This window comes from Caldimicrobium thiodismutans (assembly GCF_001548275.1).
In the GTDB taxonomy this organism is placed as follows: domain Bacteria; phylum Desulfobacterota; class Thermodesulfobacteria; order Thermodesulfobacteriales; family Thermodesulfobacteriaceae; genus Caldimicrobium; species Caldimicrobium thiodismutans.
This window is the reverse complement of the sequence record NZ_AP014945.1, coordinates 202257-224618: the sequence shown is the minus strand read 5'-3', so window position 1 is coordinate 224618 and position 22362 is coordinate 202257. Positions and strand designations below refer to the sequence as shown.

Below are 22362 nucleotides of genomic sequence, written 5' to 3'. Positions count from 1 at the left end.
ATCACCTTGCTAAATAAAGTGATAGTATAACTTCCCTTTTTCCTTCTGTTATTGCTGAGGTTTCTGCATAATGGCTTTTAAGAAAAGCAGGAGATATTTCTCTCTGAAGAATTCCAATAACCTTTAAGGGATTTTGAATCTCTGTTCCTAATTTATTTAGTTCACTGAGTATCCTCTTAACTGTCTGTTTAGGTAAGGAACCTTCTTCTAAACGGGTTATTACTTTTTTAAGATAGTCTTCTTGTTCTTCTGTCAGTTGCTTACTATTCTTTTGTGTTGCTTTTAAAATTTTTAGAAGTTTAACAGAACTACTTCCACCACCTCGTCTACCAGTCGTCTCAATCATTTCCTCTTCCATAGTTGCATTAAAGAAAGCATTTTTATTCTTATTAAGCAATTCATAATAACTTTTAAGGGGAAGCTTTACTCTTTTTTCATCCTGTGTGCTTTCAAGAATTTTTGCAGCAGTTATAAAATCAAGCTCAATTGTTTTTTCTTTATTGGATAAAAAAAATTTCATAAGTTTTCCTTTTCTAAAAAATGTAAGTAAGGCATCACTGGTAGCACAGACATTCTTGTCTGTGTTACTTTCATAGGCAAGAGTGCCTGTGTTACATCCTGCCTTTGCAGAGCGAGCTTTCTTTGGAAGTCCTTTTATTCTCTCAAAAAGTTCTGGATTTTTATCACGAATATCTTCAATAATTCTTAAGTATTTCAGCTCACTTTCCTCCTCTTCATCTTCCTCAGTGATGGTTTTCTTTGAAAGAAGCTTATCAAAGAGTTCATGAGAAGAGACTGGTTCTCCCTCTGTTAAAATGGCTGAATCACCACCCAGTAATGTTAAAAATGCCTCTATTTTTGAGCGAGCAATATTTGTAAGTTCAATTTCAGAATCCGCTTGCCTTGTAGGGAAAAAGTTAAAAATGTAAATTCTATCATGCGGAGTGTCTATCCTGTTAATTCTTCCAACTCTCTGCATCAGCCTTGTAGGATTCCAGGGTATATCATAATTTATTACAATGTTTGACTGATGAAGATTAACTCCCTCTGAGAGAACCTCAGTTGTAACAAGAATTCTATAATAACTCCTCTTATTTTTTGCCCTTGCATCAAAATTTTCTATAACTTTATCTCGGATACTTTCAGAAGAGCTACCATGAAAGAGCAAAGCTATTTCTCCAATTTCGCTGTTTATATGCTCAGTTAAATACTCTGCCGTTTCTTTAGATTCAGTAAAGATAATTATTTTTTTATTTTTAAGAATAGAATTATTTTTTAATTCGTTGATTAACTTTTGAATTTTTGGATCTCTTTTTATATTCTCCCACATTGATTTTATCTTTTTCAAAATTTCAAGGTCATTCTTTAAATCTTTTTCAAAATCAGGACTGAAATCTTCACTATCATATCTTTCTGCCTTTCCCTCATCTATTAATCTTTGAATTGTTTCATCATCTCCTTGTTCTAAAAGTTCAAAAATTTTGTTTATATATCCTTTGCTTATATATACATTTCCTTTTTCATATTCTTTAATAAACGTCTCATATGACCTGATAAATCTATCAATACTTTTTCTAAATGCATAGAAACTACTCTCCAAACGCTTTACAAGAAGCACTTTCATGAAACCCCCCATATTCCTTTGAGACTGCGCTTCAAGCGGGGAAATTGATTTCTTTAAATAAAGTAATGGTTTATAACGAGCATAGTTGAAATCTTGTGTTATGAGTTTAACTGTTTCCATGAAAATTCTATCTTCATCATCATTTAACTGATAATAAAAGGGCTTTGGGTTCTCTACATCTGGAAATTTAACATTGTTTTTATTCAGATCCTCTGCAAAATATTTTTCAATTTCACTTCTTGTTCTTCTAACCATTAAATATTTCAAAACTTTATCACGTATTTCTTTTGCATTAATTTTTGTTATCTCAAGAAATTTGTTATAATCTTTCTGCCTGTCAACTTTCTTTAATCTTGCCTCAAGTTTACCAAAGAAATCTTCAAGGTTTGGGACACCAGGGATAGTGCTTTTTCTCGGATTCTGAAAGAGCTTTATCTGGGCAAGAATGTCCGTTGGTGAGTTATTATAAGGGGTTGCTGAAACCAATATAACTCTTTTTCCTCGACAAATTTCAGCAATATCTTCATAACTAATTGTAGTTTCATTTCTAAAACGATGTGATTCATCTATAATTATGTTTTTTACAGGATGATCTGTATTTTCATATCTTTCTATAAATGCTTTTGCTTCATCAAGTTTGCCAATTGAACAGCATTTAGCAGGTATATGAAAGTCACGAATAATATTTATCCATGACCCTGGGTTGTTTTCATTGAGAAGCGCTGGTGGTGCTATAACAAGCGTTCTTCCATCAAGTTGCGCTGCAAGCATAGTGGCAACATAGGTTTTCCCGAGACCTACTACATCGGAAATAAAAACACCTCCATACTCTTCCAGTATCTTTTTAGCATTTAAAATTGCTTGCTCTTGATATTCAAATCTTTTAAAATTTTCTGGCAAATATTTTGTAAATATTTCATCTGTTCTTGATAATTCCTCTTTAAAATATTCGTATAAAAATTTAAGATAAAGCTCATAAGGGGTAATATTTTGATTAAGCCAGGTTTTTTCATTTATTGTTTGAATAAATTTTTCATTTACATCAACTGAATCTCTCCATAATTCTTCAAATTTACTTTTTGCAAATTCATAGTCTGCTCGGTTTTTAAGCTCTACATTAAATTCAAGATTATCCACAAGGCCTGAATAGGTAAAATTACTTGAACCAGTAATTACTCTTCCTATATCTCTATCACCTTCTTTAAAAGTCATAATATATAATTTCGCATGAAGAGTTTGAGAAGGATAAGCCCTTATTTGTAATTTCTCTGATCTTATCCATTCAACAAATTTTTTAACTCCCTCTTCAACTTGAAGACTATCTTCTGAATCAGCCAACTCATCTACTATCGCCTTTTCAATGATTTCTTTTGTTTCTGAATGAGAGAGTTGACATAAATTTTGAGGTCTATCTTTTGCGCTTTTAACTAACTCATAGGCTTCTTTATTTATCCCAAGCCCAATAAGAATTCTTATTCTCTCAGTTTTTTCAAGTGCTTTGGATATGGCGTGAAACCCGCTTATATAAAAATAAGCAACCAAACAATCAAAAAATTTGCAATCTTTTATCAGTTTCTCAAATCTATCTTTAAGAGTATGCCCTGGTTCATTTACTATGAAAGTTAAATCTGTGTGTGCCTTCATCTCAGCGCTCTCCCTTATTATAAGATCATTACTCAACCAGATTGTTTTCCCTCCAAGGCTTTAAATCATTATAAATAATTGAAAATTTTTCTCAAGTGAGATTCTCCTTTAAAAAGGGGTTGCACCCTGGCAAACCTATATGTTTGCCTGTTATGTGTTTCTTAGCATCAATGTGGCTATAGGGGTTTAAAATTTTAAACCTCTACATGGGGCAGACACCTTAGACCTGCCCCTACAGTAATGAAAAAAATGCCCTGGTTTAAAAGGGAATTGCATAAAGAAAGAGCTAACATTGATTTTTGAAAAAAGAGGCCTTAAAATAAAGTTATGCAGAAAAAACTTCCCATTGGAATTTCAAGCTTTGAAAAGATTAGAAGTGAGCCCTATTATTATGTGGATAAAACTCCATTTGTTGCAAAACTTGTTGAAGAGGGAACTTATTATTTTCTCTCTCGCCCAAGGAGATTTGGAAAATCCCTTTTTGTGGACACCCTGAAACAGGCCTTCCTTGGAAGAAAGGAGTTTTTCCAGGGGCTTTATCTTGAGAAAAACTGGGACTGGAGTGTCAGGTATCCTGTTATTCATATAAGTTTTGGGGGAAGAACCTTCAAAGGAGAGGAACATCTAATAACTTATATTCTTGAACAACTTGAGAAAAATCAAGAAACTCTTGGAGTCCCCTGTTCAGAAAAAACCCTTTATGATGGCTGTTTTGAGGAATTAATTCTTAAGTGTTATGAAAAATATAAGCAAAAAGTTGTAGTTCTTATTGATGAGTATGACAAACCTATTCTTGATTGCATTGAGGATAGAGAAACTGCAAAAAGAATAAGAGATATTCTTGTAAAATTTTACATTATTCTAAAGCCCCTTGATAGATATCTCAAATTTGTTCTTTTAACAGGGGTTTTAAAATTTTATATGTCTTCAATTTTCTCAGGTTTAAATTTCTTAAATGATATTACTTTAAGCAGAAAGTATTCAACTATTTGCGGATTCACTCAAAAGGAGCTTGAAGAAGTTTTCAGAGAAGAATTGCAAGATAAGGATTTAGAGCTTATAAGATGCTGGTATAATGGTTATTCCTGGCTTGGGGAACCAGTTTACAACCCCTTTGATGTGCTTCTTTATCTTGAGAAAAGAACCTTTCACCCCTACTGGTTTGAAACTGGGACTCCCAGTTTTCTTGTAAAGCTTTTAATGGAGAAGCGTTTTTATCTTCCCGAGCTTGAAGACCTAACTGCAACTGATGACCTTATTGGCACCTTTGACCTTGACTATATTGAACCAGAAAACCTTCTCTTTCAGGTAGGTTATTTGACCATTAAAGAAACTATTGAAGAGGAAGGGTTAATTCTCTATAAGCTTTCTTATCCAAATAAAGAGGTAAAAATTAGCTTAAACAGAGTTCTTTTTTCTTATTTTACTCAGCTCAGTTCAGAAAGACCAAGGCTATCTCTTAAGATGATTGAGGCAGTGAGGGAGAGGGATTTTGAGAAGATGAAGAGGGTTCTTGAGGGTCTTTACGCAGGGATACCCCATGATTGGTTCAGGAAAAATGAGCTTTCCCGTTATGAGGGGTATTATGTAAGTTGTTTTTATGCCTTTTTATGTGGGTCCGGGCTTGAGGTGATACCTGAGGATATAACGAATAAGGGGCAGATAGATTTGACAGTGATCTATAGGGAAAGAGTTTATCTTTTTGAGTTCAAGGTGTTTGAGGGAGAGGAGGGAGAAGCTAAAGCCTTAGCTCAACTTAAGGAGAAGGGTTATCATAAGAAGTATGAGGGGAAGTCTAAGGAGATTTATCTTATTGGGATTGAGTTTTCTTCAGGGGAGAGAAATATCAAAGATTTTTCCTGGGAAAAGATGTCATAGTTAAGTCTGGGGAAATTAAATTTCTCTAATTTTTAAAAGGAACTTCTTGAAAAGAATTTTTCCCTCTTGACTTTTTGATAGTTTTATATAATCTAATATTTAGATATTTGAATATAAAGGGGGGGAAGATGGGGAAAATTGGGGTAGTGATTAACACCTCTGAAGCTGAAAATTTTTACAATGCCTTGAGGTTTTCACTGGTTGCCCTTGAAGAGGGCCATGAGGTTAAAATCTTTGCCATGGGAAAAGGCGTTGAGGTTTTAACCCTAAGTGAGGAAAAAATTCTTACTCTTATGAGGGAGGTTATTGAAAAAAATGGGAAGATTGTTGCTTGAGGCGCCTGTGCCAGGGCGAGAGGTTTCTCGCCTCAGGGAGAAGAAGGAAGCATGATTGATTTTTATGAATTGGTTATGAATTCCGATAAATTAGTGTTTTTTTAATAAAAACTTATTGCAGGAGGTAAAAGATGAAGATGGAAAACATGCATACTTTTGGATTTGCTTGACCTACGTCACCATTTGGGGGAGGGCAGGCTCAGACAGCTTGTTGACCTCCTGAAGGTGGGGCTGGAAGCTCCTCAAGTTTTTATCTCTTTATCATTCTTACCAAAGATTTAGAGAGACTCTGGAATGCCATGAGAATTGCAGAGGGTTTGTTATCCTCTGGAGAAAAAGTAAAAATTTTCTTTACAGGAGAGGGTGTTGAGGCTCTTGAATTAGAAACCACGCAATTTAATCTTAAAGAGCTTTTTTATAAAATCCTTCAAAATGGGGGAGAATTTTTTTCCTGACTGACCTGTCTTAAAATGAGGGACAGGCAGTCCCCAAGTCTTGGGAATACAAGTGTTCTTAAAGACCTTATTGGAGCTATAAAATCTTCTCAAAAGATTTTGATATTTTAGCTCTTGACAAATTTAAAAATTAAGTTATAAACTAAAATTAGTATGAAGGTAAATTTTAATTTTGAAATTATTATCAATATTTTCTGCCGTTGTTCCGGGCGAATGTGCCCGGAGTGTCCCTGTACCTTCTAATAAGATTTTCTCGTTTTTTTCTCTTTAAAAAACTTTAAACAAGGAGAAAAAGATGAGAGAAGATCAAAGTTTTAAAAATTTATTTATATTTAAAGATATATATAACATGATTGGGAATACTCCTCTTATTGATCTGGGAATTTTCTTAAAAGGTAATAAAGGGGTTAAGCTTTATGCGAAGGCGGAGTGGTATAATCCTGGGGGCTCAGTAAAAGACCGTCCTGCAAGGGAAATTATTTTATCTGCAGAAAGAGAGGAGCTTTTAAAACCAGGAAAGAGACTTCTTGATGCCACATCTGGCAACATGGGAATTGCCTATACTCTTCTTGCCAGACAGAGGGGTTATGGGGTAACTCTGTGTCTTCCATCCAATGCAAGCCCTGAAAGAATCAAGCTTCTTAAGATCTTCGGGGCAGAACTCATTCTTACCGATCCCCTTGAGGGAATTGATGGGGCTATACTCAAGGCAAGGGAACTTTATGAAAGAGAGGCAGAACTCTATTATTATGCAGATCAATATAGTAATCCTGCCAATTATTTAGCTCATTATAAAACCACAGGTCCTGAGATTTGGGAGGGCACCTCAGGGAGAATAACCCACTTTGTGGCAGGGCTTGGAACAGGAGGCACCATGATGGGAGTGGGAAGGTATCTAAAGGAGAAAAATCCTGAGATTAAGCTTGTTGGGATTCAGCCAGATAGTCCCCTTCATGGAATTGAAGGACTGAAACATATGCCCAGTGCCTTAAAGCCTGCTATCTACGATGAAAGTATTCTTGATGAGGTAATTTTTGTTAAAACTGAAGAGGCTTATTTCTTTGTGAAGGCTTTACTTGAAAGGCTTTCCCTTTTTGTTGGGATCTCCTCTGGGGCAGCTCTTGCAGGAGCTCTTAAAATAGCTTCAAGCCTTAAGGAAGGAGTAATTGTTACCCTCTTCCCAGATAGCGGACATAAGTATCTAAGTGAGAGGTTCTGGCATGAACTTTAAAAAAAGGGTAATTTTACCTGAGGAACTTAAAGGTGCAATTGAAAGATGGGGAAGGACTTGTTATCCAGAAGAGGCCTGTGCTCTCCTCATCGGGAAAAGGGAAGACCATACCTTTAAAATAGTAAAAATAAAACCTGTAGAAAATGTTTGGCCAGTTAAAGAAGAAAGAAAAAGAAGATATCAAATTGATCCCAAGGATTTTCTAATTACGGAAAGAGAAGCTGAGGCCTCTGGATTTGAAGTCTTAGGAATCTTTCATTCTCATCCCCATTATCCAGCCTTACCCTCTTCCTTTGATGAGGAAGTGGCTTGGGAAGGATATCTTTATCTCATAGGGCGGATTGAAAAAGAAGGATTGAAGGACCTCAGGGTTTTCTTTTTTGAAGAAGGAAAATTTAAAGAAGAAATCCTTGAAATTGTTCCTTAGGAGGTGAAAAATGTTTGTTAAAGGGCTTAAATGTAGAGAATGTGGAAGAAAATATCCCAAAGAGCCCATTTTTGTTTGCGAATGGTGTTTTGGACCTCTTGAGGTGGAATATGATTATTCTGCCATAAAAAAGGTATTTTCTCAAAAAGAACTTGAAAAAAGACCACCAAATATCTGGAGATATCGGGAACTTCTCCCTATTGATGGGGAGCCTGTTTGCGGTTTGAATACTGGCTTTACCCCTCTTTTTTCTGCCCAAAATCTGGCACAGGCCTTAGGGATAAAAAAATGCTATATAAAGGATGATTCAGTGAACCATCCTACTCTTTCTTTTAAAGACCGTGTGGTTGCTGTGGCACTTTCAAAGGCACGGGAATTTGGTTTTAAAACTGTTGCCTGTGCATCAACGGGAAATCTTGCCAATTCTGTGGCATCACAATCAAGGGCAAGTGGGTTTGATTGTTATGTTTTTGTGCCCTATGATCTTGAGACCTCAAAAATTCTTTCTTCCTTGATTTATGGAGTAAATCTTGTTGCAGTTTATGGAAATTATGATGAGGTAAACAGGCTTTGTGCAGAGATTGCTATGACCTTTCGCTGGGCTTTTGTAAATGTCAATTTAAGACCCTACTATGCAGAGGGGTCAAAAACTTATGGATTTGAAATAGCTGACCAGCTTGGCTTCAGAGCTCCTCAGAATATAGTTATTCCTGCTGCCTCAGGATCACTTGTTACTAAAATCTACAAAGGTTTAGCTGAGTTTTACCAGCTCGGGCTTATTCCGGAATTCAAAACAAGATTTTTTATAGCTCAGGCAGAGGGTTGTGCTCCTATTGTAAATGCCTTTAAAGAAGGAGCCAATATTATTAAGCCTGTGAAACCCAAAACCATTGCCAAATCCATTGCTATTGGAAATCCTGCAGATGGGGTCTATGCCTTGGAGATAGTTAGAAAAACTGGTGGCTATGCAGAGGCGGTAAGTGATGAGGAGGTTATTGAGGGAATAAAACTTCTTGCAGAAACTGAAGGGGTCTTCACAGAAACTGCAGGGGGAGTAACGGTGGCTGTTACCAAAAAGCTTATTGAAAAGGAAATCCTTCCACGGGATGAAGAGGTAGTTATCTGTATTACTGGAAATGGCCTTAAAACCCAGGAAGTAGTAGTTAATCATTTGAAACCTCTAATCAGAATTAAACCCAATCTTGAAGATTTCAAAAAACACATAAAGGGAGGTGAGTAGCCATGGCTGTAAAGGTTAGAATCCCAACTCCTCTTTTATCCTTAACTGGTGGTAAAAAGGAAGTTGAAGCTGAAGGGGCAACGATTAAGGAACTAATTGAAGATCTTGAGAGAAGGTATCCAGGGCTTAAGGAGAGACTTTGTGATGAAGAGGGAAATCTTCGGAGATTCATTAATTTCTTTGTAAATGATGAAGATATTCGGTTTTTACAGGGTGAGGAGACCCCTATAAAGGATGGAGATGTGGTCTCCATTGTGCCAGCAATAGCAGGTGGATAAAAAAATGGAGGTGGCCTATGCCTAAGATGTGGCTTCATTTAATATTTCCCGAAGAACAAATTAAAAAACCTGTAATTTACAGAATGGCTGTGAGATACAATGTGGTTCCAAATATTCGCAGAGCTAATGTTACTGAAAAGGTAGGGGAGATGGTTTTAGAACTTAGCGGAAAAAAGGAAAATCTTGAGAAGGCTATAAAATACTTGAAAAGATTGAAGATAAAGGTTGAACCTGTAACCGGGGATATTGTAGAATGAAGGGGGAAGGTAAATGAGAAAAAAGGAGCTGACCAAGGAGGAGATCTATCGCTATAGCAGGCATCTTCTTATACCTGAGGTGGGAATAAGAGGGCAGAAAAGACTTAAAGGGGCAAAAGTTCTCATTGTGGGAACTGGTGGGCTTGGCTCTCCTGTTTCTCTCTATCTTGCTGCAGCAGGAGTTGGAAGGATTGGTCTTGTAGATTACGATCTTGTGGATGAAAGTAACCTTCAACGCCAGATTGTTCATTCCACATCCACGATCGGAGTTCCAAAGGTTGAATCAGCAAAGGAAAGGCTCCTTGAGATAAACCCCTACATTGAAGTAGAGACTTATAATCTCCTTTTGAACAGGGAGAATGTGATGGAGATTATCAAAGATTATGATCTTATTGTGGATGGAACAGATAATTTTCACACCCGTTATTTACTTAATGATGCTGCTTATTTTTCAGGGAAGCCTCTTATATATGGAAGTATTTTTCGCTTTGACGGCCAGGTAACGGTTTTTGATGGTAAAAAAGGACCCTGTTATAGATGTCTCTATCCAGTTCCTCCACCACCAGGGACAGTTCCAAGCTGTGCAGAAGGAGGAGTTTTTGGAGTTCTTCCAGGAGTTATAGGAGCTCTACAGGCAACTGAGGCTATAAAGCTTCTTCTTGGAATTGGTGAACCACTAATTGGAAAGCTTCTTCTTTATGATGCTCTGAGGATGGAATTTCATACTTTAAAAATCAGAAAGGATCCAGCCTGTCCGCTCTGTGGTGAAAATCCAAGTATTCATGAACTTATTGATTACGAAGATTTCTGTGGAAGGGAATTTAAGCCAGAACTTGCCGAATATGATCTTTCTCCAAAAGAACTTGAAGAACTTTTAAAGAGGGACTCTCCAATAACTATTCTTGATATAAGAAATCCCCATGAATGGGAAATTTGTAGTCTTCCTAAAAGTATTTTTATTCCCCTTGATGAACTTCCTCAAAGGATAGGAGAGCTTGATCCCACCAAAGAATATGTAGTTATTTGTAAGGAAGGAAAGCGAAGCTATCAGGCTTTAGAATTGTTACTTTCTGCAGGGTTTAGAGTAAGACACCTTAAAGGTGGCCTTAATGCCTATGCAAAGGAGGTAAATCCAGATTTTCCTGTTTATTAAGAGAGGGGTTCTATGCGAATTTTTTGGGAAAGGGCGTAAAATCTGTCTTTGAGTATGGCAAAGACACCAAGTAAGCCATCAATTTTTTCTGCTTTGGCTGAAACCTTTTTGAAATCTTTGCCCTCTTTTAGCATATTTCCAAAAGCTGTGGCTAAAGCATCGGCAATGGCTGTGTTTTTATGCACCACTGTAATGGCATCTGCCTTACCAAAACTCAAACTATGTCCCACCTTTCCAGAACTTGTGCATAATCCACAGGGCTGAAGTTCCTGGGGAATAAGAAGGGCAATTTTCCCTGAAAAGGGGGAATCTCCTGCAAAAAGGGAAACTCTTGCTTCTTTTTTGAGGGAAAGAAAGATATCACCTCCATTTTCAACCGCTACCTCCCCTGTTAACCCCCTTTCAAGAAGGGCTCTTCCAACCTCCTCTGCAATGGCTCCTGCAACTCCAGCCATAGGACCAACTCCAGCCACTTTTCCTGCCAAAAGCATTTTTTTCACAATCTGAGGAGCTAAGGGATCCTCAGGCAAAGGCACCAAACTTTTTAAAAAAAGGGGATTTTTCAAAATATAGGCCTCAAGAGGCCTTCTTATCTCCATAACAAGCCTTAAAGTCTCTTCAGTAAGATCTTTCTCCGCAAGAACAAAGAGATCTGTCTGCTTATAAACTACCCGAAACCTAAAAAGTGAGGAACTAACCTTTACTCGATAATAGGGAATTTCTGAATATACCCAAGAAGGCTTAAGGGATTCCTCAGGTTTCATTTTAATAAGAGGTTTTTAAAAGATAGATACCCTTTTCATCAGCCTCTTTAATGAGCTCCTCTTGAGCTTCAACGCAAACAAGAGTAGGAATCACCTCTTCTTTCAAAAGAGTTGAAAGAATATCAGCCCTTCTTAAAGCTCGCTCTAAATCATCTCCATAAAGGCTGTAAGAAACCTCTACTGCAAGAACAACCCTTTTTCCTGTGCTTTTTATCACTCCCTGAAGGATAAGATCAAGCCTTCTAATTTCATCTGCCTCATCTTCAGTTATTAAGCCTGCCTCTTCTGCCTTATCAAGAAGAGGTAAAATCTCTTCCATTTGAATTCTTTTAAGTTTTTTAAGGGCTCTTCCAAAATAGGCATAATATCTCTCACAAATTTTTCGTTCAAAATCACTTCCTTTAAAGCGCCCAAATTCTCCTTTAATATAGGCCATATCCTTTTTGAGAATCTCTACATCTTGTTTTAAAATATTTACATCTTGTTTTAATTTATCCACATCCTTTTCAAGCTTATCCACTCTCACTTTGAGCTCTCTCACATCTTCTTTAAGCACGCTTACATCATTTTTTAAACTACTTACATCTTCTTTGAGAGGTCTAAATTCCTTTTCCAGAAATCCTTGAAAAACTCGTGGAAGCTCAATAAGTTCATGGGTCAGAATGATGCTCCTTAAAAATTCCAACCATTCCGGTTTAAATAAAAGTACTCTTATAAAATCTCCAAAAGTTCTAATTTCATATTTTTCCATGTCCTGTATGAGTTTGGCCTCTTCAGACATAGTTTCCTTTTCTGGATCAAAGGTCATCGCTGTGGTGTCCATATCGCCCTCCAAGAATAGTAAGATATTTATAAAGATAAAATACATCCCTAATCTCAAAATTCAAGTTAACCCCTCTCCAACTACAGAGGTTCAGATCTTTGAAAGTAAAAGAAAGGGTGGGAAAAGGTGAGAGGTAAAAGTAAGGGCAGACCTGTGTGTCTGCCCAATAATGCAAAGGAACACATAACAGGCAAACACATAGGTTTGCCCCTACAAAATACAGGTCCATTTTCCTACAATCGAAATAACAGAAAAATCCTCTTAAATCTCAAAGGATACGGACGGACACAAGAGATTGACAAAGTTCTTTTTTAGCGTAAATTAACTCCCATGGCAGGGAATACAATTGGAACCCTTTTCAGGGTTACAACTTTTGGTGAATCGCATGGGCCTGCCCTTGGGGCAATAGTAGATGGTTGCCCTCCGGGTTTAAGCCTATCAGAAGAATATATTCAGGAAGAATTAGAAAAGAGAAGGCCGGGAAAGGGAAAAGGTGAAACACCTCGCAAGGAAAAAGACAAAGTTCACCTTCTTTCAGGAGTCTTTGAAGGACTAACTACCGGGACCCCCATTGCCCTTATTATCTACAATGAGGACCCTCAGAGTTCAGCTTACGAACCTCTCAAAGAGGTCTTTCGTCCAGGACATGCAGACTTTACCTACTTCATGAAATATGGAATAAGAGATCACAGGGGTGGTGGAAGAGCAAGTGGAAGAGAAACTGTGGCCAGGGTTGCAGCTGGAGCTGTTGCCAAACGGATACTTGAAGAATATAATATTGAGGTGCACGCCTATACAATAAATCTTGGAGGCATTTCCGCCCATGCACGAGATCTTAATTTTATTTACCAAAATCGCCTCTTCTGTCCTGACCCTTTTGCTTATGAAAAGATGATAGAAAAAATTGAAAAGACTTCAAAAGAAGGAGACACCTTAGGTGGTATCGTTGAAATCCTGGCTAAAAATGTCCCCGCAGGTCTTGGTGAACCAGTTTTTGATAAGTTATCAGCTGAGCTTGCTAAGGCCATTTGTTCTGTAGGAGCAGTCAAGGGCTTTGAAATAGGAGCAGGCTTTAAGGTTGCAGAGATGAAAGGTTCCCTAAATAACGATCCAATCTCTTCACAGGGTTTTCTTAAAAATGATGCCGGAGGACTCTTAGGTGGAATTTCCTCCGGACAAGACCTCATTTTAAAAGTTGCGGTAAAACCTATTCCAAGTCACAGAAAAACACAGAGGACAATTAATCTTCTAAAAGAGGAAATAGAGATTCAGATTGGGGGAAGACATGATATATCTGCTATTCCAAGAATTGTTCCTGTGCTATCTGCTATGACGAGAATTGTCCTTGCAGATCACCTCCTGCGTCAACTTGCTGTCCTTGCTTTTAGAAAAAGGCTCCCCTTCCCTCATTTTTTTGATGCTTGAGAGAAAAAAATCCTAAAAAAAGTAAAATTTACCCTTGACAAAATTTTAAACCTTAGTATAAAAAATTTAAAAATCTTTACGGAAGGAGGGAGCTATGAACAAGGCAGATTTAGTTAAGAGAATGGCCGAAATCTCTGGAACCACCAAGGCCAATGCTGAAAAGTTATTAGATGCCTTCATGCAGGCGGTAGAAGAAGCTATTTCCAAAGGTGACAAGGTGGTCCTTGTTGGTTTTGGAACCTTTCAGGTTGTCAAAAGAGCAGCCAGAAGCGGTAGAAATCCCAGAACAGGTGAGCCTCTTAAAATTCCAGCTAAAAAGGTTGTTAAGTTTGCACCTGGGAAAAAATTAGAAGACGCAGCTAAGTAAAATAAACTATAGGCTTTTTTAAAGGGCCCTTTGGGCCCTTTTTTATTTAAATCTTTTACTTTAATAAAATTTGTATTCTTTTATTTTCATTTTCCCGCTTGAAGGTCAAAGCTAATTCAGAACCTTTTTCCTTAAAGGTAAGAACTATCTTAAGATCGCTAATCCTCTTTAAAGTTCTTTCATCTGCTTTTAAAAGAATATCTCCAGCCCTAAGTCCACTCCTTTCAGCTAAGCTATCTTTTAAGACCTCCTTGATTTTAAGCCCCTCAGAGGTTTCATCAAGAATTACACCCAGCTGAAGGGTCTTTTCATATTCAACAGGGGCTGGATTAAACCAGTAATCCCCTAAGGAGGGTTTAAAGTCCTCTGTCTCCCCAAGAATAATAGTTTTAAAATTGGTAAAATTTCTCCTTTTTAGGGCATGGGGGATACCGTAATAATACTGAAGATGTCCCTTCCCAGTAATTACAATTATCTTTCTCTCCGGATTTTTTTTGAGATATTCAAAGATTCTTTCTGCCATCGCCTCATCTCTTAAAAGTTGTGCCTGATAAAAGGATTCAAAATTAGTCGAATTATCAAATCTGTGTGATTCAAAAATACCCTTCAAAAAATCTTTATAAGCAGGATTATAAAGATCCATTTCAGGAAGATATTTTTTCTCCTCTTCGGTCAGATCAGAAAAGCCCGTCTTGGCTACCTTTTTTACTATTTCCTGTGGAACATCTAAAGCAAGAAGCTTGAGCTTATGTTCTCTGGCATAAAGAAAAATATCTCTATATAGTCTATAATCAAATCTCCAGCGATCATAATATTCTATTCTTTCAAGAAGTTCTTTTTCAGAGATCCTGCCCTCAACAAAATCATCTAAGTGTTTTTGAAAAGGACTCTGCACCATCTCAAGACCTATAGTAAGATCTTTAAAATAGTGATGGAGACCCTTTATCACCTCTAATTGAAAGCGATGATGTTCGTAGCGATCATGCGTTTCCCCTATTAAAAGGGCCTGGAGCCCTAACCACTCAGGAAAAAATTCATCTAAAGGGAGGATTTGGGAACTCTTCGCTCCAAAGACTTTCTCTTTTTCATCCAGCCTGATAGAAAGGCCATCTCTTAATTCCGCTTTAAAATTATATAGAAATTTCCCACTCTGAAATAAAAAACCTGTGGCCAATTTTACACTATCTTCCTTTGGTTTAAATTTCCTCCATTCCCGTAAGGAAGAAATCTTGGCAAAGGCCAAAAAATGATTAGATGAGTTAGGATGGGGAAGAATCTTAAAATAAATTCCCTCCTCTGGAAGGGGAAGATGAAATCCTTGAGGAGGGGTCTCCAAAAAAAGAAGATTTTTAAGGGGTAGCGCAGAAAAAGAGATAGTTCCAAAATTTAATTCAGCTCCCCTTTTCCGTAAATTTTCTAAAAATTCTCTATAAACTGGAAGAAGCTCCTTTTGAGACAAATAAATGGAAATATCGCTCTCCTTTAAAATATTCCAGCCCAAAGGAAGCTCCTGAAGGCTCAACTCACGATAAATTTTATAGGCTGGATCAAGGACTACTTCAAGAGGCCTTTGTTCTAAGTAAAAATCAAAAAGGGCCTCCTTTTGGTTTAAATAAAGGGTCTTAAAAATCCTATCTTTTTCTGTAACTAAATAAACCTCAAGCCTTAGAGGACGAAAGGTTTTTTCTTGAGAGATATTTAACCTTAAGTGATATTTTTTTTGGTTGTCTAAGTACTTAACCTCAGGTTTGACTTTAAGGCTTACCCTTTGAAAGGGCAAATCTAATAAAGGAAAGGGTTCCTTAAAGTAATTTGCAGCAGACCTCCAAAAAAGCTCATTACTTGATCCATTAAAAAGATACCTTCCAAGGTAAAAATCCCAAAATTTTTTAAACCTCTCCTCCCCAAGCCTGTTTATCCATTCAAAGAGACGAAAAAAGGCCCTTTCTTTTGGAGCTGAATTTAAAAGAAAGGACTTGCGAAGAGCCTTTTGGTCTGATGAAAGGGCATAAGAAGTTAAATATGTCTTTAATCCTTCCAGAAGTTCATCATTAAAATTTAGACCATATTCAAGGATTTGTTCAACAAGCCCCACAAAGAGATCGTTTATTAAAGTAGCTCTATCTGAAGGAAGGGGTAAAAAAATCCCTAAGGGAAAACTTTTTCTTTCAAAGGTTAAAAAGACATAAAACCTTGGATAGGGAAGTAAGGAGAAAGTGCCCTGAAGCTTATTTGCACCTTTTTTTAAAGAGGCCTCCCACTCTTCCCAGAGCTTTTCAGAAAAATCCTTAGGTAGATAAAAAAGAAATTCCCTTCCCTGAAGAGTCAGCCTTTTTTCTTTAAAACTCCCCAAAATCAAAGGAGGGGCCTTTGAAAAAGGCTCTTTTATTCGATATACACTTATTCCCTCTTTTTCCTCCTTTTCCTCGTAAGGTAAAATGAGCTGATAGGGGAGCTTACCCTGAATTTGAATTGATATCTCCAAAGGAAGTTGAACCCTGGGAAAGGGAAGATAATTTTCAAGCACCTGTGGTAAAGGAGAAACCTTAAAAGGTAGTTCCCTTTCAAAAGTCAAAGTTAAGGTGGCATTTTTCTTAAAATTATAAATCTTCAGATAATTTCTATCTTCCCCTTCAGAAATCCTCAGGGTCTCATTACCAATTTTTGCTTTTTCTATTCTTAAATCCTGTATCTGAAACTCATAAACCCCCTCTTTGTTAAGTTCAAAGGTAGCATTTCCCTGTAAAAGCTTCTTTTCAGGATAGAGAGTGAGCTCATATTGAGCCTTAAGAAATTCTGCCTTAAGAGTCAAAGGAAAAAGGAGACAAAAAATAAATAAAAATAAAGAGGGCATCTTGGGATTTTCTGAAATTAGGTTTATAATAGGCTAAAAAGCATTATACCTTATTTTGAGATCCTGACAAGGCTGAAGAGATGACAAAGGTCAAAGTTCTTGTTCTCTGGGGATATGGAATAAATTGTGAACAAGAGACTAATTTTGTCTTTCAAAAGGTAGGAGCTCACTCAGAGATTGTCCATCTTTCTGAGATTTTCTCTGGTGAAAAATCTCTTAAAGATTATCACATTCTTTGTTTTCCTGGCGGGTTTCTTGATGGGGATCACCTTGGGTCTGCTCAGGCCTGTTCTCATCGCTTTAGATATTTAAAAATTCAGGGGAAGACCTCCCTTTGGGATGAACTTATGGACTTTCTCTCCAGGGGTGGCCTTATCCTCGGAATCTGTAATGGTTTTCAACTTCTTGTTAAAATGGGTTTACTGCCTGGAGGCACTTATCTTGGCCAGAGAAAGTGCACTCTTACTTACAACGATTCCTCAAGATTTGAGGATAGGTGGGTCCTTTTAAAGGTTAATCCTAAGAGTCCCTGTATTTTCCTAAAGGGGCTTACAGAGATCTATCTGCCTGTTAGACATGGAGAGGGGAAATTTATTCCCGAAAGTTCATCCCTTATGGAAGAACTCAAAAAACATGGCCAGATTGCTCTTCAATACATTCATCCCTATACTAAAGAGCCTACCTTGGAGTATCCCTTTAATCCAAATGGTTCAATTGAGGCTGTAGCAGGTCTAACAGACCCTACTGGCAGAATTTTTGGCCTTATGCCACATCCTGAGGCCTTCAATCATTTCACCAATCATCCCCGCTGGACAAGACTTTCAGATCTTAAAGCCCAGGGCTTAACTATCTTCGAAAATGCAGTCACCTTTGTTAAAGAAAATGTCCTCTAATCCTCCGAATGAATCGCTCTTTTTTAGTTAAAAGCTTAAAACTCCTCCTTAACTTTTTTAAAAGAAAGGGATTCATTATCCTTCCTCTGGCAGGGGTCCTTTATCTCACAATTTTCTGGTATGCCCCGGATATTTTAGCTTATCTTGAGAAAAAGTATCAGCAAAAATTTGTTTTCTTTACTATCACAGAACCTCTCATTTCTCTCTTAAAATTCTCATTGACCCTGTTTATAATTCTCCTCTTTCCTGTTTTTTATTTTGGATTACTCTCAATTCTTGATTCCTTTCTATCACTAAAAAAAAGATTCTTAGCCCTTTTTTACCTCCTGGGGATACTTTTCTTTTATGGAGGAATACTTTTTGCTTATTTTATAACCCTACCCTATGGAATTAAATTTTTAATCTCCTTTAAAACGGAAACCTTAGAGCCTTCCATAGCCCTCTATCACTTTGTTAACTTTTTTAGTTTCTTTCTCCTTGCCTTTGGTTTTATCTTTGAACTTCCCCTGCTTCTTTCTCTTCTTACCTTGCTTAAAATTTTAAAACCGAATAAAGTTACTAAATATCGGAAGGAAATATTTTTTTTCATTGTGGTATTTTCAGCTATAATTACTCCCACACCGGATGCTATCAATATGAGCTTATTAGCCCTTCCCCTCTATGGGCTTTTTGAATTTGGTCTTTTCTTAGGGAGATTTTTAGAGAAAACTAATATTCTTTCGGAGGATATCCTGAAAGAGCCTCAGCAAGAGTAGCTGCCTTTTCAGGAGGCATAGCACTTAAGATGCTGGCTACTTGATTACTTTTTAACTGACTCAGAATCTTGACAGCCATTTCCTTATCCATATTTATAAGAAGCTGGGCAGCCTTGGCTGGCCTCATCTCAGAATAGGCCTTAACCAACAGTTTTACACGCTCATCCTGGATAGCAGAAATCCTATTGAGCTTTTCCTCAACCTCGGAGGAAAGCTGATTCAGGGCATTCATCTGCTCCTCAATGCGCTTCTCCAAAAGTTTGAGCTCCCTTTCCCTACTCTCAAGAGCTCTTTCTTTCTGTAAAAGTCTTTCCCTCTCAAAATAAAGAGATTCTGAAATCTCAGGAGGGCAGGTATAATTTGGTTGCGCCTCCTTAGCTGAAAGCAAGGGCAGTTCTGAAAAAATATAGATAAGTCCAAGGGAAAATTTAACCAGAAAAATAGCAACTATGGCTCTAAAAAGGGTTTTTCCTTTAATCAAGACTCCTGCCTCTGCGCATTAAAATTAAATCATCCAGATCCTTCCATTCCTTCTTCATCTCCTCAAGGTCAAGTTGCCTTTGAGTCTTTTCTGTAAGCCTCTCCATAAGTCTCTTTTCCTGATTCTTTCTCTTTAATTCCTCCTGAAGCTCACTTAAAATACCCTTTTGCATCTCTACCTTTTTATCGGATATTTGGCGAAACTCTATAAGTCTTTCCAAATAGCCAAACCAACTCCGCAACTCCTCTCCACTAAAGGACCTTTGTTCTTTGAGATATTTATAACATTCTCCATATTCCTCGTCAAGGATTTCTTTTTCTTCAAGAAGTTTCTGAAGATTCAACTTAGCATTATAGACCCTGAGCTTATTCTGTTCTTCTTGCAAGCTTTTATACCAAGATAAAAGCCTTAAAATCTTGAGTTTTCTACTCATTTTAATCCCCTAAGGCACTCCTTAAAAGTTCAAGGGATTTCTCAAAGGAAAACCCCTCTTCAATCTCCTGCTTGAGGAAAGCTTTTATTTTTGGATAAAGCCCCAGGGCCCTGTCAATCTCTGGATTTGAACCCTTCACATAGGCTCCGATATTTATCAAGTCTTCAGCTCTACGATAGGTAGCCAGAATACTTATAACCTCCTGAGCAAGTTTTAATTGATCCTTAGAAACTATGTCCTTCATAACCCTTGAAATACTGGCCAGAATATCAATGGGGGGATAGTGGCCTTCTTGGGTAAGGTCTCTACTCAGGACAATATGGCCATCTACAATACTTCTTACCGCATCAGCAATGGGGTCATTCATATCATCCCCTTCCACAAGGACTGTATAAATTCCTGTAATTGATCCTCCCTTGACTTTGGGGCCTATCCTTTCAAGAAGCCTTGGAAGTAAAGCAAAAACAGAGGGGGTATATCCTCTGGCTGTAGGGGGCTCGCCACTTGCAAGACCTATTTCCCTTCCAGCCATACAAAAACGGGTAAGGGAATCCATAAGAAGTAAAACATTCAGGCCCTGATCTCTAAAATATTCTGCTAAAGCGGTGGCATAATAAGCTGCTCTGATCCTGAGGGCCGGACTTTCATCAGAAGTAGATACTACAACTACTGACCTTTTTAGCCCCTCCTCTCCTAAATCTCTTTCCAAAAATTCTCTGACCTCTCTCCCTCTTTCTCCTATTAGGGCAATCACATTAAGATCTGCCCGGGTATAACGGGCTATCATCCCAAGAAGAGTGCTTTTACCCACTCCTGAACCAGCCATAATGGCAACTCTTTGACCAGCTCCGACAGTTAGAAGGGCATTTATAGCCTTAACACCTACATCTAAAACCTGAGTTATTCTCTCCCTTTCTAAGGGTCTTAAAGGCTCTCCATAAAGGGGATAGTAATCAGCAGGTAAAGGTCTTTCCTTCTCATCTAAAGGCTCTCCTAAGGCATTGACTACTCTACCCTTAAAAGATTCACCAACCGGCGCATTGGAAGTCCCAAGAGGGATAACCTTAGCTCCAACTTCAAGGCCTCTCAAATCCTTCAGAGCGGTAAGAATAAGTCTTTCATTGTGAAAGCCAACCACCTCAGCCAAGGTCTCTACTTCTCTACCAACAACCCTGCAAAGATCCCCTACCTTTAAAAGGGGACCAGAACTCTCAAGGGTTAGACCCTGAACCTTGGTGATAAATCCGTAAACCTCAAAGGGAAAAAATTCTTCAAGCTTGCGATATATTTTTTTGGTTGACTGTATCTTCATTCCATAAGGCCTCAAGGAGCTTTTGCCACCTCTTCTCAAAGGTAGCATCAATGACTCCCATTTTACTTTCTATAAAAACTCCTCCCATTGATACTGTCTCATCAGGAATAAAGTTTATGCGATATCCTTTGGGTAGCTCTAAAATCCGCTCCTTCAAAAAGGTAAGATCCTGGGGATTAACTTTTATCCAGACCTCTGACCCTTCAGCAAGATACTTAAGAGCCTCTTTTATTATCCTCAGAAGAGGCTCTTTATCCACTTCAATTGTCTTTAAAAGGAGTTTCTGGACAATATCTAAGGCAAGCTTGAGGATCTCTCTATCAAGATTAAGCACTGTCTCATGGAATTCTTTATCCAGCTTGTTTAGAAATTGAAAAAAACTTTCCCTCTCTTTTTGTATTTCCTCTTCATTTTTCTTACGGAGTCTTTCCTTTTCTTCCTCAATCTTTTTTTCAGCCTCCTTTAGTCCCTCTTCAAGACCTCTTTTAAATCCTTCCTCTTTTCCTTTTTGGAAGCCTTCTTCATAACCCCTCTTAAAGCCCTGTTCTTGAGCAAGTTTAAATTGTTCTTCCAAGCTCAAGCTCTTTGAGGAATCTTCCTTTTTGTTTTTGAGCTCATATTCTTCAGGAGGGGATAAAAAGGGACAAAAGGTATCCTCTTCATTTAAATCTACCTTGGGCTGGATAAAATCGTGGGCACAAAGTTTTTCAGCTTTGATAATCTTAGACAAATTCCTCTTCTCCCTTGGAAAGGACTATTTTTCCTTCCTGCTCAAGCTTTTTGGCTGCCCTTATAATATTCATCTGGGCCTTTTCCACTTCAGTAATTCTAACTGGTCCCATCATCTCAAGTTCTTCTTTCATAAGATCAGAAGCTCTCTTACTCATGTTTCTGAAGAATTTTTCCTTAATTTCTTCTGAAGCCCCCTTCAGGGCAAGTTTTAAATCATCCGTTGAGATTTCACGCAAGATAGTCTGAATAGCAAAATCATCCACCTTAAGAAAGTCCTCAAAGGTAAAGAGGAATTTTCTGATTTCTTCTGCTAAGGCTGGATTTTCATCCTCAATCTCTGTAAGAAGCTCATCCTCAAGTTCCCTTCCGGCATGGGAAAGGACTTCAGCTGCCTTTTCTGCCCCTCCAATCTTTTTTCCAAGGGCCCCACCAACAGCCTTGAGCTCCTCCTCTAAGGCATCACTAATCTCCTTTACAATCTGAGGATCAACCTTATCCAGGAGTGCAATTCTCAACAAGACCTCACTTCTAATCTTTTCCGGCAGAAGCTGAAGAACCTGTCCGGATAGTTCTGGTTCAAGATGCACAAGAATAATAGCTATTGTCTGGGGATGTTCATTGGCCAGAAAATTAGATATGGTCTTGGGATCAAGTTTTTTTAATTTTTTAAAGGTCTCCGGGCCAACCTCCTTTTTAATTTCCTCATAAAGGGCCTTTCCTTTCTCACCATAGGCCTCAAGTAGACTCTTTTTGAGAAACTCATCCGGTGAAAGATTAATATTAGCAAGTAAATCTTTGGCTTCAATATTGGCCTCTTCAAGGACCCTTTTAGCGACCTCCGCAGGTATATATTCAATTTTGGCCATTTCAATACCGATACGCTTGATATCCTCTTCATCTAAATTCTTGTAAACCTGAGAGGTAAAATCCTCTCCCATCAACATTAAAAAAATAGCAGCCTTCTGAGGACCGGTCAATTTTTCAGGATCAAGCTTGGACAT

The 22362-nt window shown here is 37.8% G+C and carries 22 protein-coding genes; 13 read left to right on the top strand and 9 right to left on the bottom strand.

Translation table 11 applies throughout. The annotated features are described in order from the left end of the window. Nucleotide 1 precedes the first annotated feature (1 nt). A complete protein-coding gene (locus tag THC_RS01060) occupies nucleotides 2–3268 on the bottom strand; it encodes a helicase-related protein (protein ID WP_068516512.1) in 3267 nt (1088 codons plus the stop codon). A 327-nt stretch (nucleotides 3269–3595) separates the two neighbouring features. Between THC_RS01060 and THC_RS01055 the strand changes: the two genes are divergently transcribed. The 9 genes from THC_RS01055 to moeB all read left to right on the top strand — a co-directional run bounded on the left by THC_RS01055 (nucleotide 3596) and on the right by moeB (nucleotide 10522). Continuing rightward, a complete protein-coding gene (locus THC_RS01055) occupies nucleotides 3596–5146 on the top strand; it encodes a PD-(D/E)XK nuclease domain-containing ATP-binding protein (protein ID WP_068512088.1) in 1551 nt (516 codons plus the stop codon). A 128-nt stretch (nucleotides 5147–5274) separates the two neighbouring features. Continuing rightward, a complete protein-coding gene (locus THC_RS01050) occupies nucleotides 5275–5481 on the top strand; it encodes a DsrE family protein (RefSeq protein ID WP_068512087.1) in 207 nt (68 codons plus the stop codon). A 299-nt stretch (nucleotides 5482–5780) separates the two neighbouring features. Further along, entirely contained in the window at nucleotides 5781–5936 is a 156-nt protein-coding gene (locus THC_RS09265) for a DsrE family protein (RefSeq protein ID WP_148638797.1), read from the top strand. Nucleotides 5937–6231: 295 nt separating this feature from the next. Continuing rightward, nucleotides 6232–7167, top strand: coding sequence for a PLP-dependent cysteine synthase family protein (locus tag THC_RS01045; RefSeq protein ID WP_068512086.1), 936 nt, complete (start codon nucleotides 6232–6234; stop codon nucleotides 7165–7167). Next, nucleotides 7157–7594, top strand: coding sequence for a M67 family metallopeptidase (locus tag THC_RS01040; protein ID WP_068512083.1), 438 nt, complete (start codon nucleotides 7157–7159; stop codon nucleotides 7592–7594). Before THC_RS01045 ends, THC_RS01040 begins: the two co-directional genes overlap by 11 nt. A 10-nt stretch (nucleotides 7595–7604) precedes the next feature. Next, nucleotides 7605–8834 (top strand): threonine synthase, encoded by a 1230-nt coding sequence (gene thrC, locus THC_RS01035; protein WP_068512080.1) that lies wholly within the window; start codon nucleotides 7605–7607, stop codon nucleotides 8832–8834. A gap of 2 nt (nucleotides 8835–8836) precedes the next feature. Beyond that, nucleotides 8837–9112, top strand: a complete 276-nt coding sequence (locus THC_RS01030; protein ID WP_068512078.1) for a ubiquitin-like small modifier protein 1 — start codon at nucleotides 8837–8839, stop codon at nucleotides 9110–9112. A 17-nt stretch (nucleotides 9113–9129) separates the two neighbouring features. Beyond that, nucleotides 9130–9369 carry an NIL domain-containing protein gene (locus THC_RS01025; protein WP_068512075.1) on the top strand — a complete coding sequence of 80 codons (240 nt, stop codon included), beginning with the start codon at nucleotides 9130–9132 and terminating at the stop codon, nucleotides 9367–9369. A 13-nt stretch (nucleotides 9370–9382) separates the two neighbouring features. Beyond that, complete coding sequence (gene moeB, locus THC_RS01020; protein WP_068512073.1) at nucleotides 9383–10522, top strand: molybdopterin-synthase adenylyltransferase MoeB; 1140 nt, start codon at nucleotides 9383–9385, stop codon at nucleotides 10520–10522. Here moeB and THC_RS01015 read toward each other — a convergent pair. Both THC_RS01015 and THC_RS01010 read right to left on the bottom strand, forming a co-directional pair. After that, a complete protein-coding gene (locus THC_RS01015) occupies nucleotides 10519–11286 on the bottom strand; it encodes a UPF0280 family protein (protein WP_068512071.1) in 768 nt (255 codons plus the stop codon). The two genes, moeB and THC_RS01015, sit on opposite strands and share 4 nt — an antisense overlap. 1 nt (nucleotide 11287) lies before the next feature. Beyond that, entirely contained in the window at nucleotides 11288–12109 is an 822-nt protein-coding gene (locus tag THC_RS01010) for a hypothetical protein (RefSeq protein WP_231938358.1), read from the bottom strand. A 330-nt stretch (nucleotides 12110–12439) separates the two neighbouring features. Here THC_RS01010 and aroC point away from each other — a divergent pair, with 330 nt between their 5' ends. Further along, complete coding sequence (aroC, locus tag THC_RS01000) at nucleotides 12440–13534, top strand: chorismate synthase (protein ID WP_068512063.1); 1095 nt, start codon at nucleotides 12440–12442, stop codon at nucleotides 13532–13534. Nucleotides 13535–13628: 94 nt separating this feature from the next. Continuing rightward, a complete protein-coding gene (locus THC_RS00995; RefSeq protein WP_068512060.1) occupies nucleotides 13629–13901 on the top strand; it encodes an HU family DNA-binding protein in 273 nt (90 codons plus the stop codon). Nucleotides 13902–13956: 55 nt separating this feature from the next. On the opposite strand, the gene THC_RS00990 is transcribed toward THC_RS00995, so the two are convergent. Beyond that, on the bottom strand, nucleotides 13957–16755 hold the full coding sequence (locus tag THC_RS00990) for a ChaN family lipoprotein (RefSeq protein ID WP_068512056.1): 2799 nt from the start codon (nucleotides 16753–16755) through the stop codon (nucleotides 13957–13959). A gap of 80 nt (nucleotides 16756–16835) precedes the next feature. On the opposite strand from THC_RS00990, the gene THC_RS00985 reads away from it, so the two are divergent. Together THC_RS00985 and tatC are read left to right on the top strand one after the other, a co-directional pair. Next, nucleotides 16836–17648 (top strand): phosphoribosylformylglycinamidine synthase subunit PurQ, encoded by an 813-nt coding sequence (locus THC_RS00985; protein ID WP_068512054.1) that lies wholly within the window; start codon nucleotides 16836–16838, stop codon nucleotides 17646–17648. Nucleotides 17649–17656: 8 nt separating this feature from the next. Next, on the top strand, nucleotides 17657–18403 hold the full coding sequence (gene tatC, locus THC_RS00980; protein ID WP_068512051.1) for a twin-arginine translocase subunit TatC: 747 nt from the start codon (nucleotides 17657–17659) through the stop codon (nucleotides 18401–18403). On the opposite strand, the gene THC_RS00975 is transcribed toward tatC, so the two are convergent. Genes THC_RS00975 through fliG form a run of 5 tightly spaced genes read right to left on the bottom strand, consistent with a single transcriptional unit; the run spans nucleotide 18357 to nucleotide 22362 of the window. Then, on the bottom strand, nucleotides 18357–18884 hold the full coding sequence (locus THC_RS00975; RefSeq protein ID WP_068512046.1) for a MotE family protein: 528 nt from the start codon (nucleotides 18882–18884) through the stop codon (nucleotides 18357–18359). The genes tatC and THC_RS00975 overlap by 47 nt on opposite strands. After that, nucleotides 18877–19317, bottom strand: coding sequence for a flagellar export protein FliJ (locus tag THC_RS00970; protein ID WP_068512043.1), 441 nt, complete (start codon nucleotides 19315–19317; stop codon nucleotides 18877–18879). Before THC_RS00970 ends, THC_RS00975 begins: the two co-directional genes overlap by 8 nt. Before the next feature lies 1 nt (nucleotide 19318). Continuing rightward, nucleotides 19319–20629, bottom strand: coding sequence for a FliI/YscN family ATPase (locus tag THC_RS00965; RefSeq protein WP_068512040.1), 1311 nt, complete (start codon nucleotides 20627–20629; stop codon nucleotides 19319–19321). Beyond that, on the bottom strand, nucleotides 20589–21359 hold the full coding sequence (locus THC_RS00960) for a FliH/SctL family protein (RefSeq protein WP_068512035.1): 771 nt from the start codon (nucleotides 21357–21359) through the stop codon (nucleotides 20589–20591). Before THC_RS00960 ends, THC_RS00965 begins: the two co-directional genes overlap by 41 nt. Beyond that, nucleotides 21352–22362 (bottom strand): flagellar motor switch protein FliG, encoded by a 1011-nt coding sequence (gene fliG / locus THC_RS00955; protein ID WP_068512033.1) that lies wholly within the window; start codon nucleotides 22360–22362, stop codon nucleotides 21352–21354. Before fliG ends, THC_RS00960 begins: the two co-directional genes overlap by 8 nt.

Coding starts and splice junctions, on each gene's coding strand:
- THC_RS00970 (WP_068512043.1), bottom strand. CDS start 19,317: ATGAGTAGAAAACTCAAGATTTTAAGGCTTTTATCTTGGTATAAAAGC.
- fliG (WP_068512033.1), bottom strand. CDS start 22,362: ATGTCCAAGCTTGATCCTGAAAAATTGACCGGTCCTCAGAAGGCTGCT.
- THC_RS00995 (WP_068512060.1), top strand. CDS start 13,629: ATGAACAAGGCAGATTTAGTTAAGAGAATGGCCGAAATCTCTGGAACC.
- THC_RS01010 (WP_231938358.1), bottom strand. CDS start 12,109: ATGGACACCACAGCGATGACCTTTGATCCAGAAAAGGAAACTATGTCT.
- THC_RS01040 (WP_068512083.1), top strand. CDS start 7,157: ATGAACTTTAAAAAAAGGGTAATTTTACCTGAGGAACTTAAAGGTGCA.
- THC_RS09265 (WP_148638797.1), top strand. CDS start 5,781: ATGAGAATTGCAGAGGGTTTGTTATCCTCTGGAGAAAAAGTAAAAATT.
- moeB (WP_068512073.1), top strand. CDS start 9,383: ATGAGAAAAAAGGAGCTGACCAAGGAGGAGATCTATCGCTATAGCAGG.
- tatC (WP_068512051.1), top strand. CDS start 17,657: ATGAATCGCTCTTTTTTAGTTAAAAGCTTAAAACTCCTCCTTAACTTT.
- thrC (WP_068512080.1), top strand. CDS start 7,605: ATGTTTGTTAAAGGGCTTAAATGTAGAGAATGTGGAAGAAAATATCCC.
- THC_RS01050 (WP_068512087.1), top strand. CDS start 5,275: ATGGGGAAAATTGGGGTAGTGATTAACACCTCTGAAGCTGAAAATTTT.
- THC_RS01015 (WP_068512071.1), bottom strand. CDS start 11,286: ATGAAACCTGAGGAATCCCTTAAGCCTTCTTGGGTATATTCAGAAATT.
- THC_RS01030 (WP_068512078.1), top strand. CDS start 8,837: ATGGCTGTAAAGGTTAGAATCCCAACTCCTCTTTTATCCTTAACTGGT.
- THC_RS00985 (WP_068512054.1), top strand. CDS start 16,836: ATGACAAAGGTCAAAGTTCTTGTTCTCTGGGGATATGGAATAAATTGT.
- THC_RS01025 (WP_068512075.1), top strand. CDS start 9,130: ATGCCTAAGATGTGGCTTCATTTAATATTTCCCGAAGAACAAATTAAA.
- aroC (WP_068512063.1), top strand. CDS start 12,440: ATGGCAGGGAATACAATTGGAACCCTTTTCAGGGTTACAACTTTTGGT.
- THC_RS01055 (WP_068512088.1), top strand. CDS start 3,596: ATGCAGAAAAAACTTCCCATTGGAATTTCAAGCTTTGAAAAGATTAGA.
- THC_RS01045 (WP_068512086.1), top strand. CDS start 6,232: ATGAGAGAAGATCAAAGTTTTAAAAATTTATTTATATTTAAAGATATA.
- THC_RS00965 (WP_068512040.1), bottom strand. CDS start 20,629: ATGAAGATACAGTCAACCAAAAAAATATATCGCAAGCTTGAAGAATTT.
- THC_RS00990 (WP_068512056.1), bottom strand. CDS start 16,755: ATGCCCTCTTTATTTTTATTTATTTTTTGTCTCCTTTTTCCTTTGACT.
- THC_RS01060 (WP_068516512.1), bottom strand. CDS start 3,268: ATGAAGGCACACACAGATTTAACTTTCATAGTAAATGAACCAGGGCAT.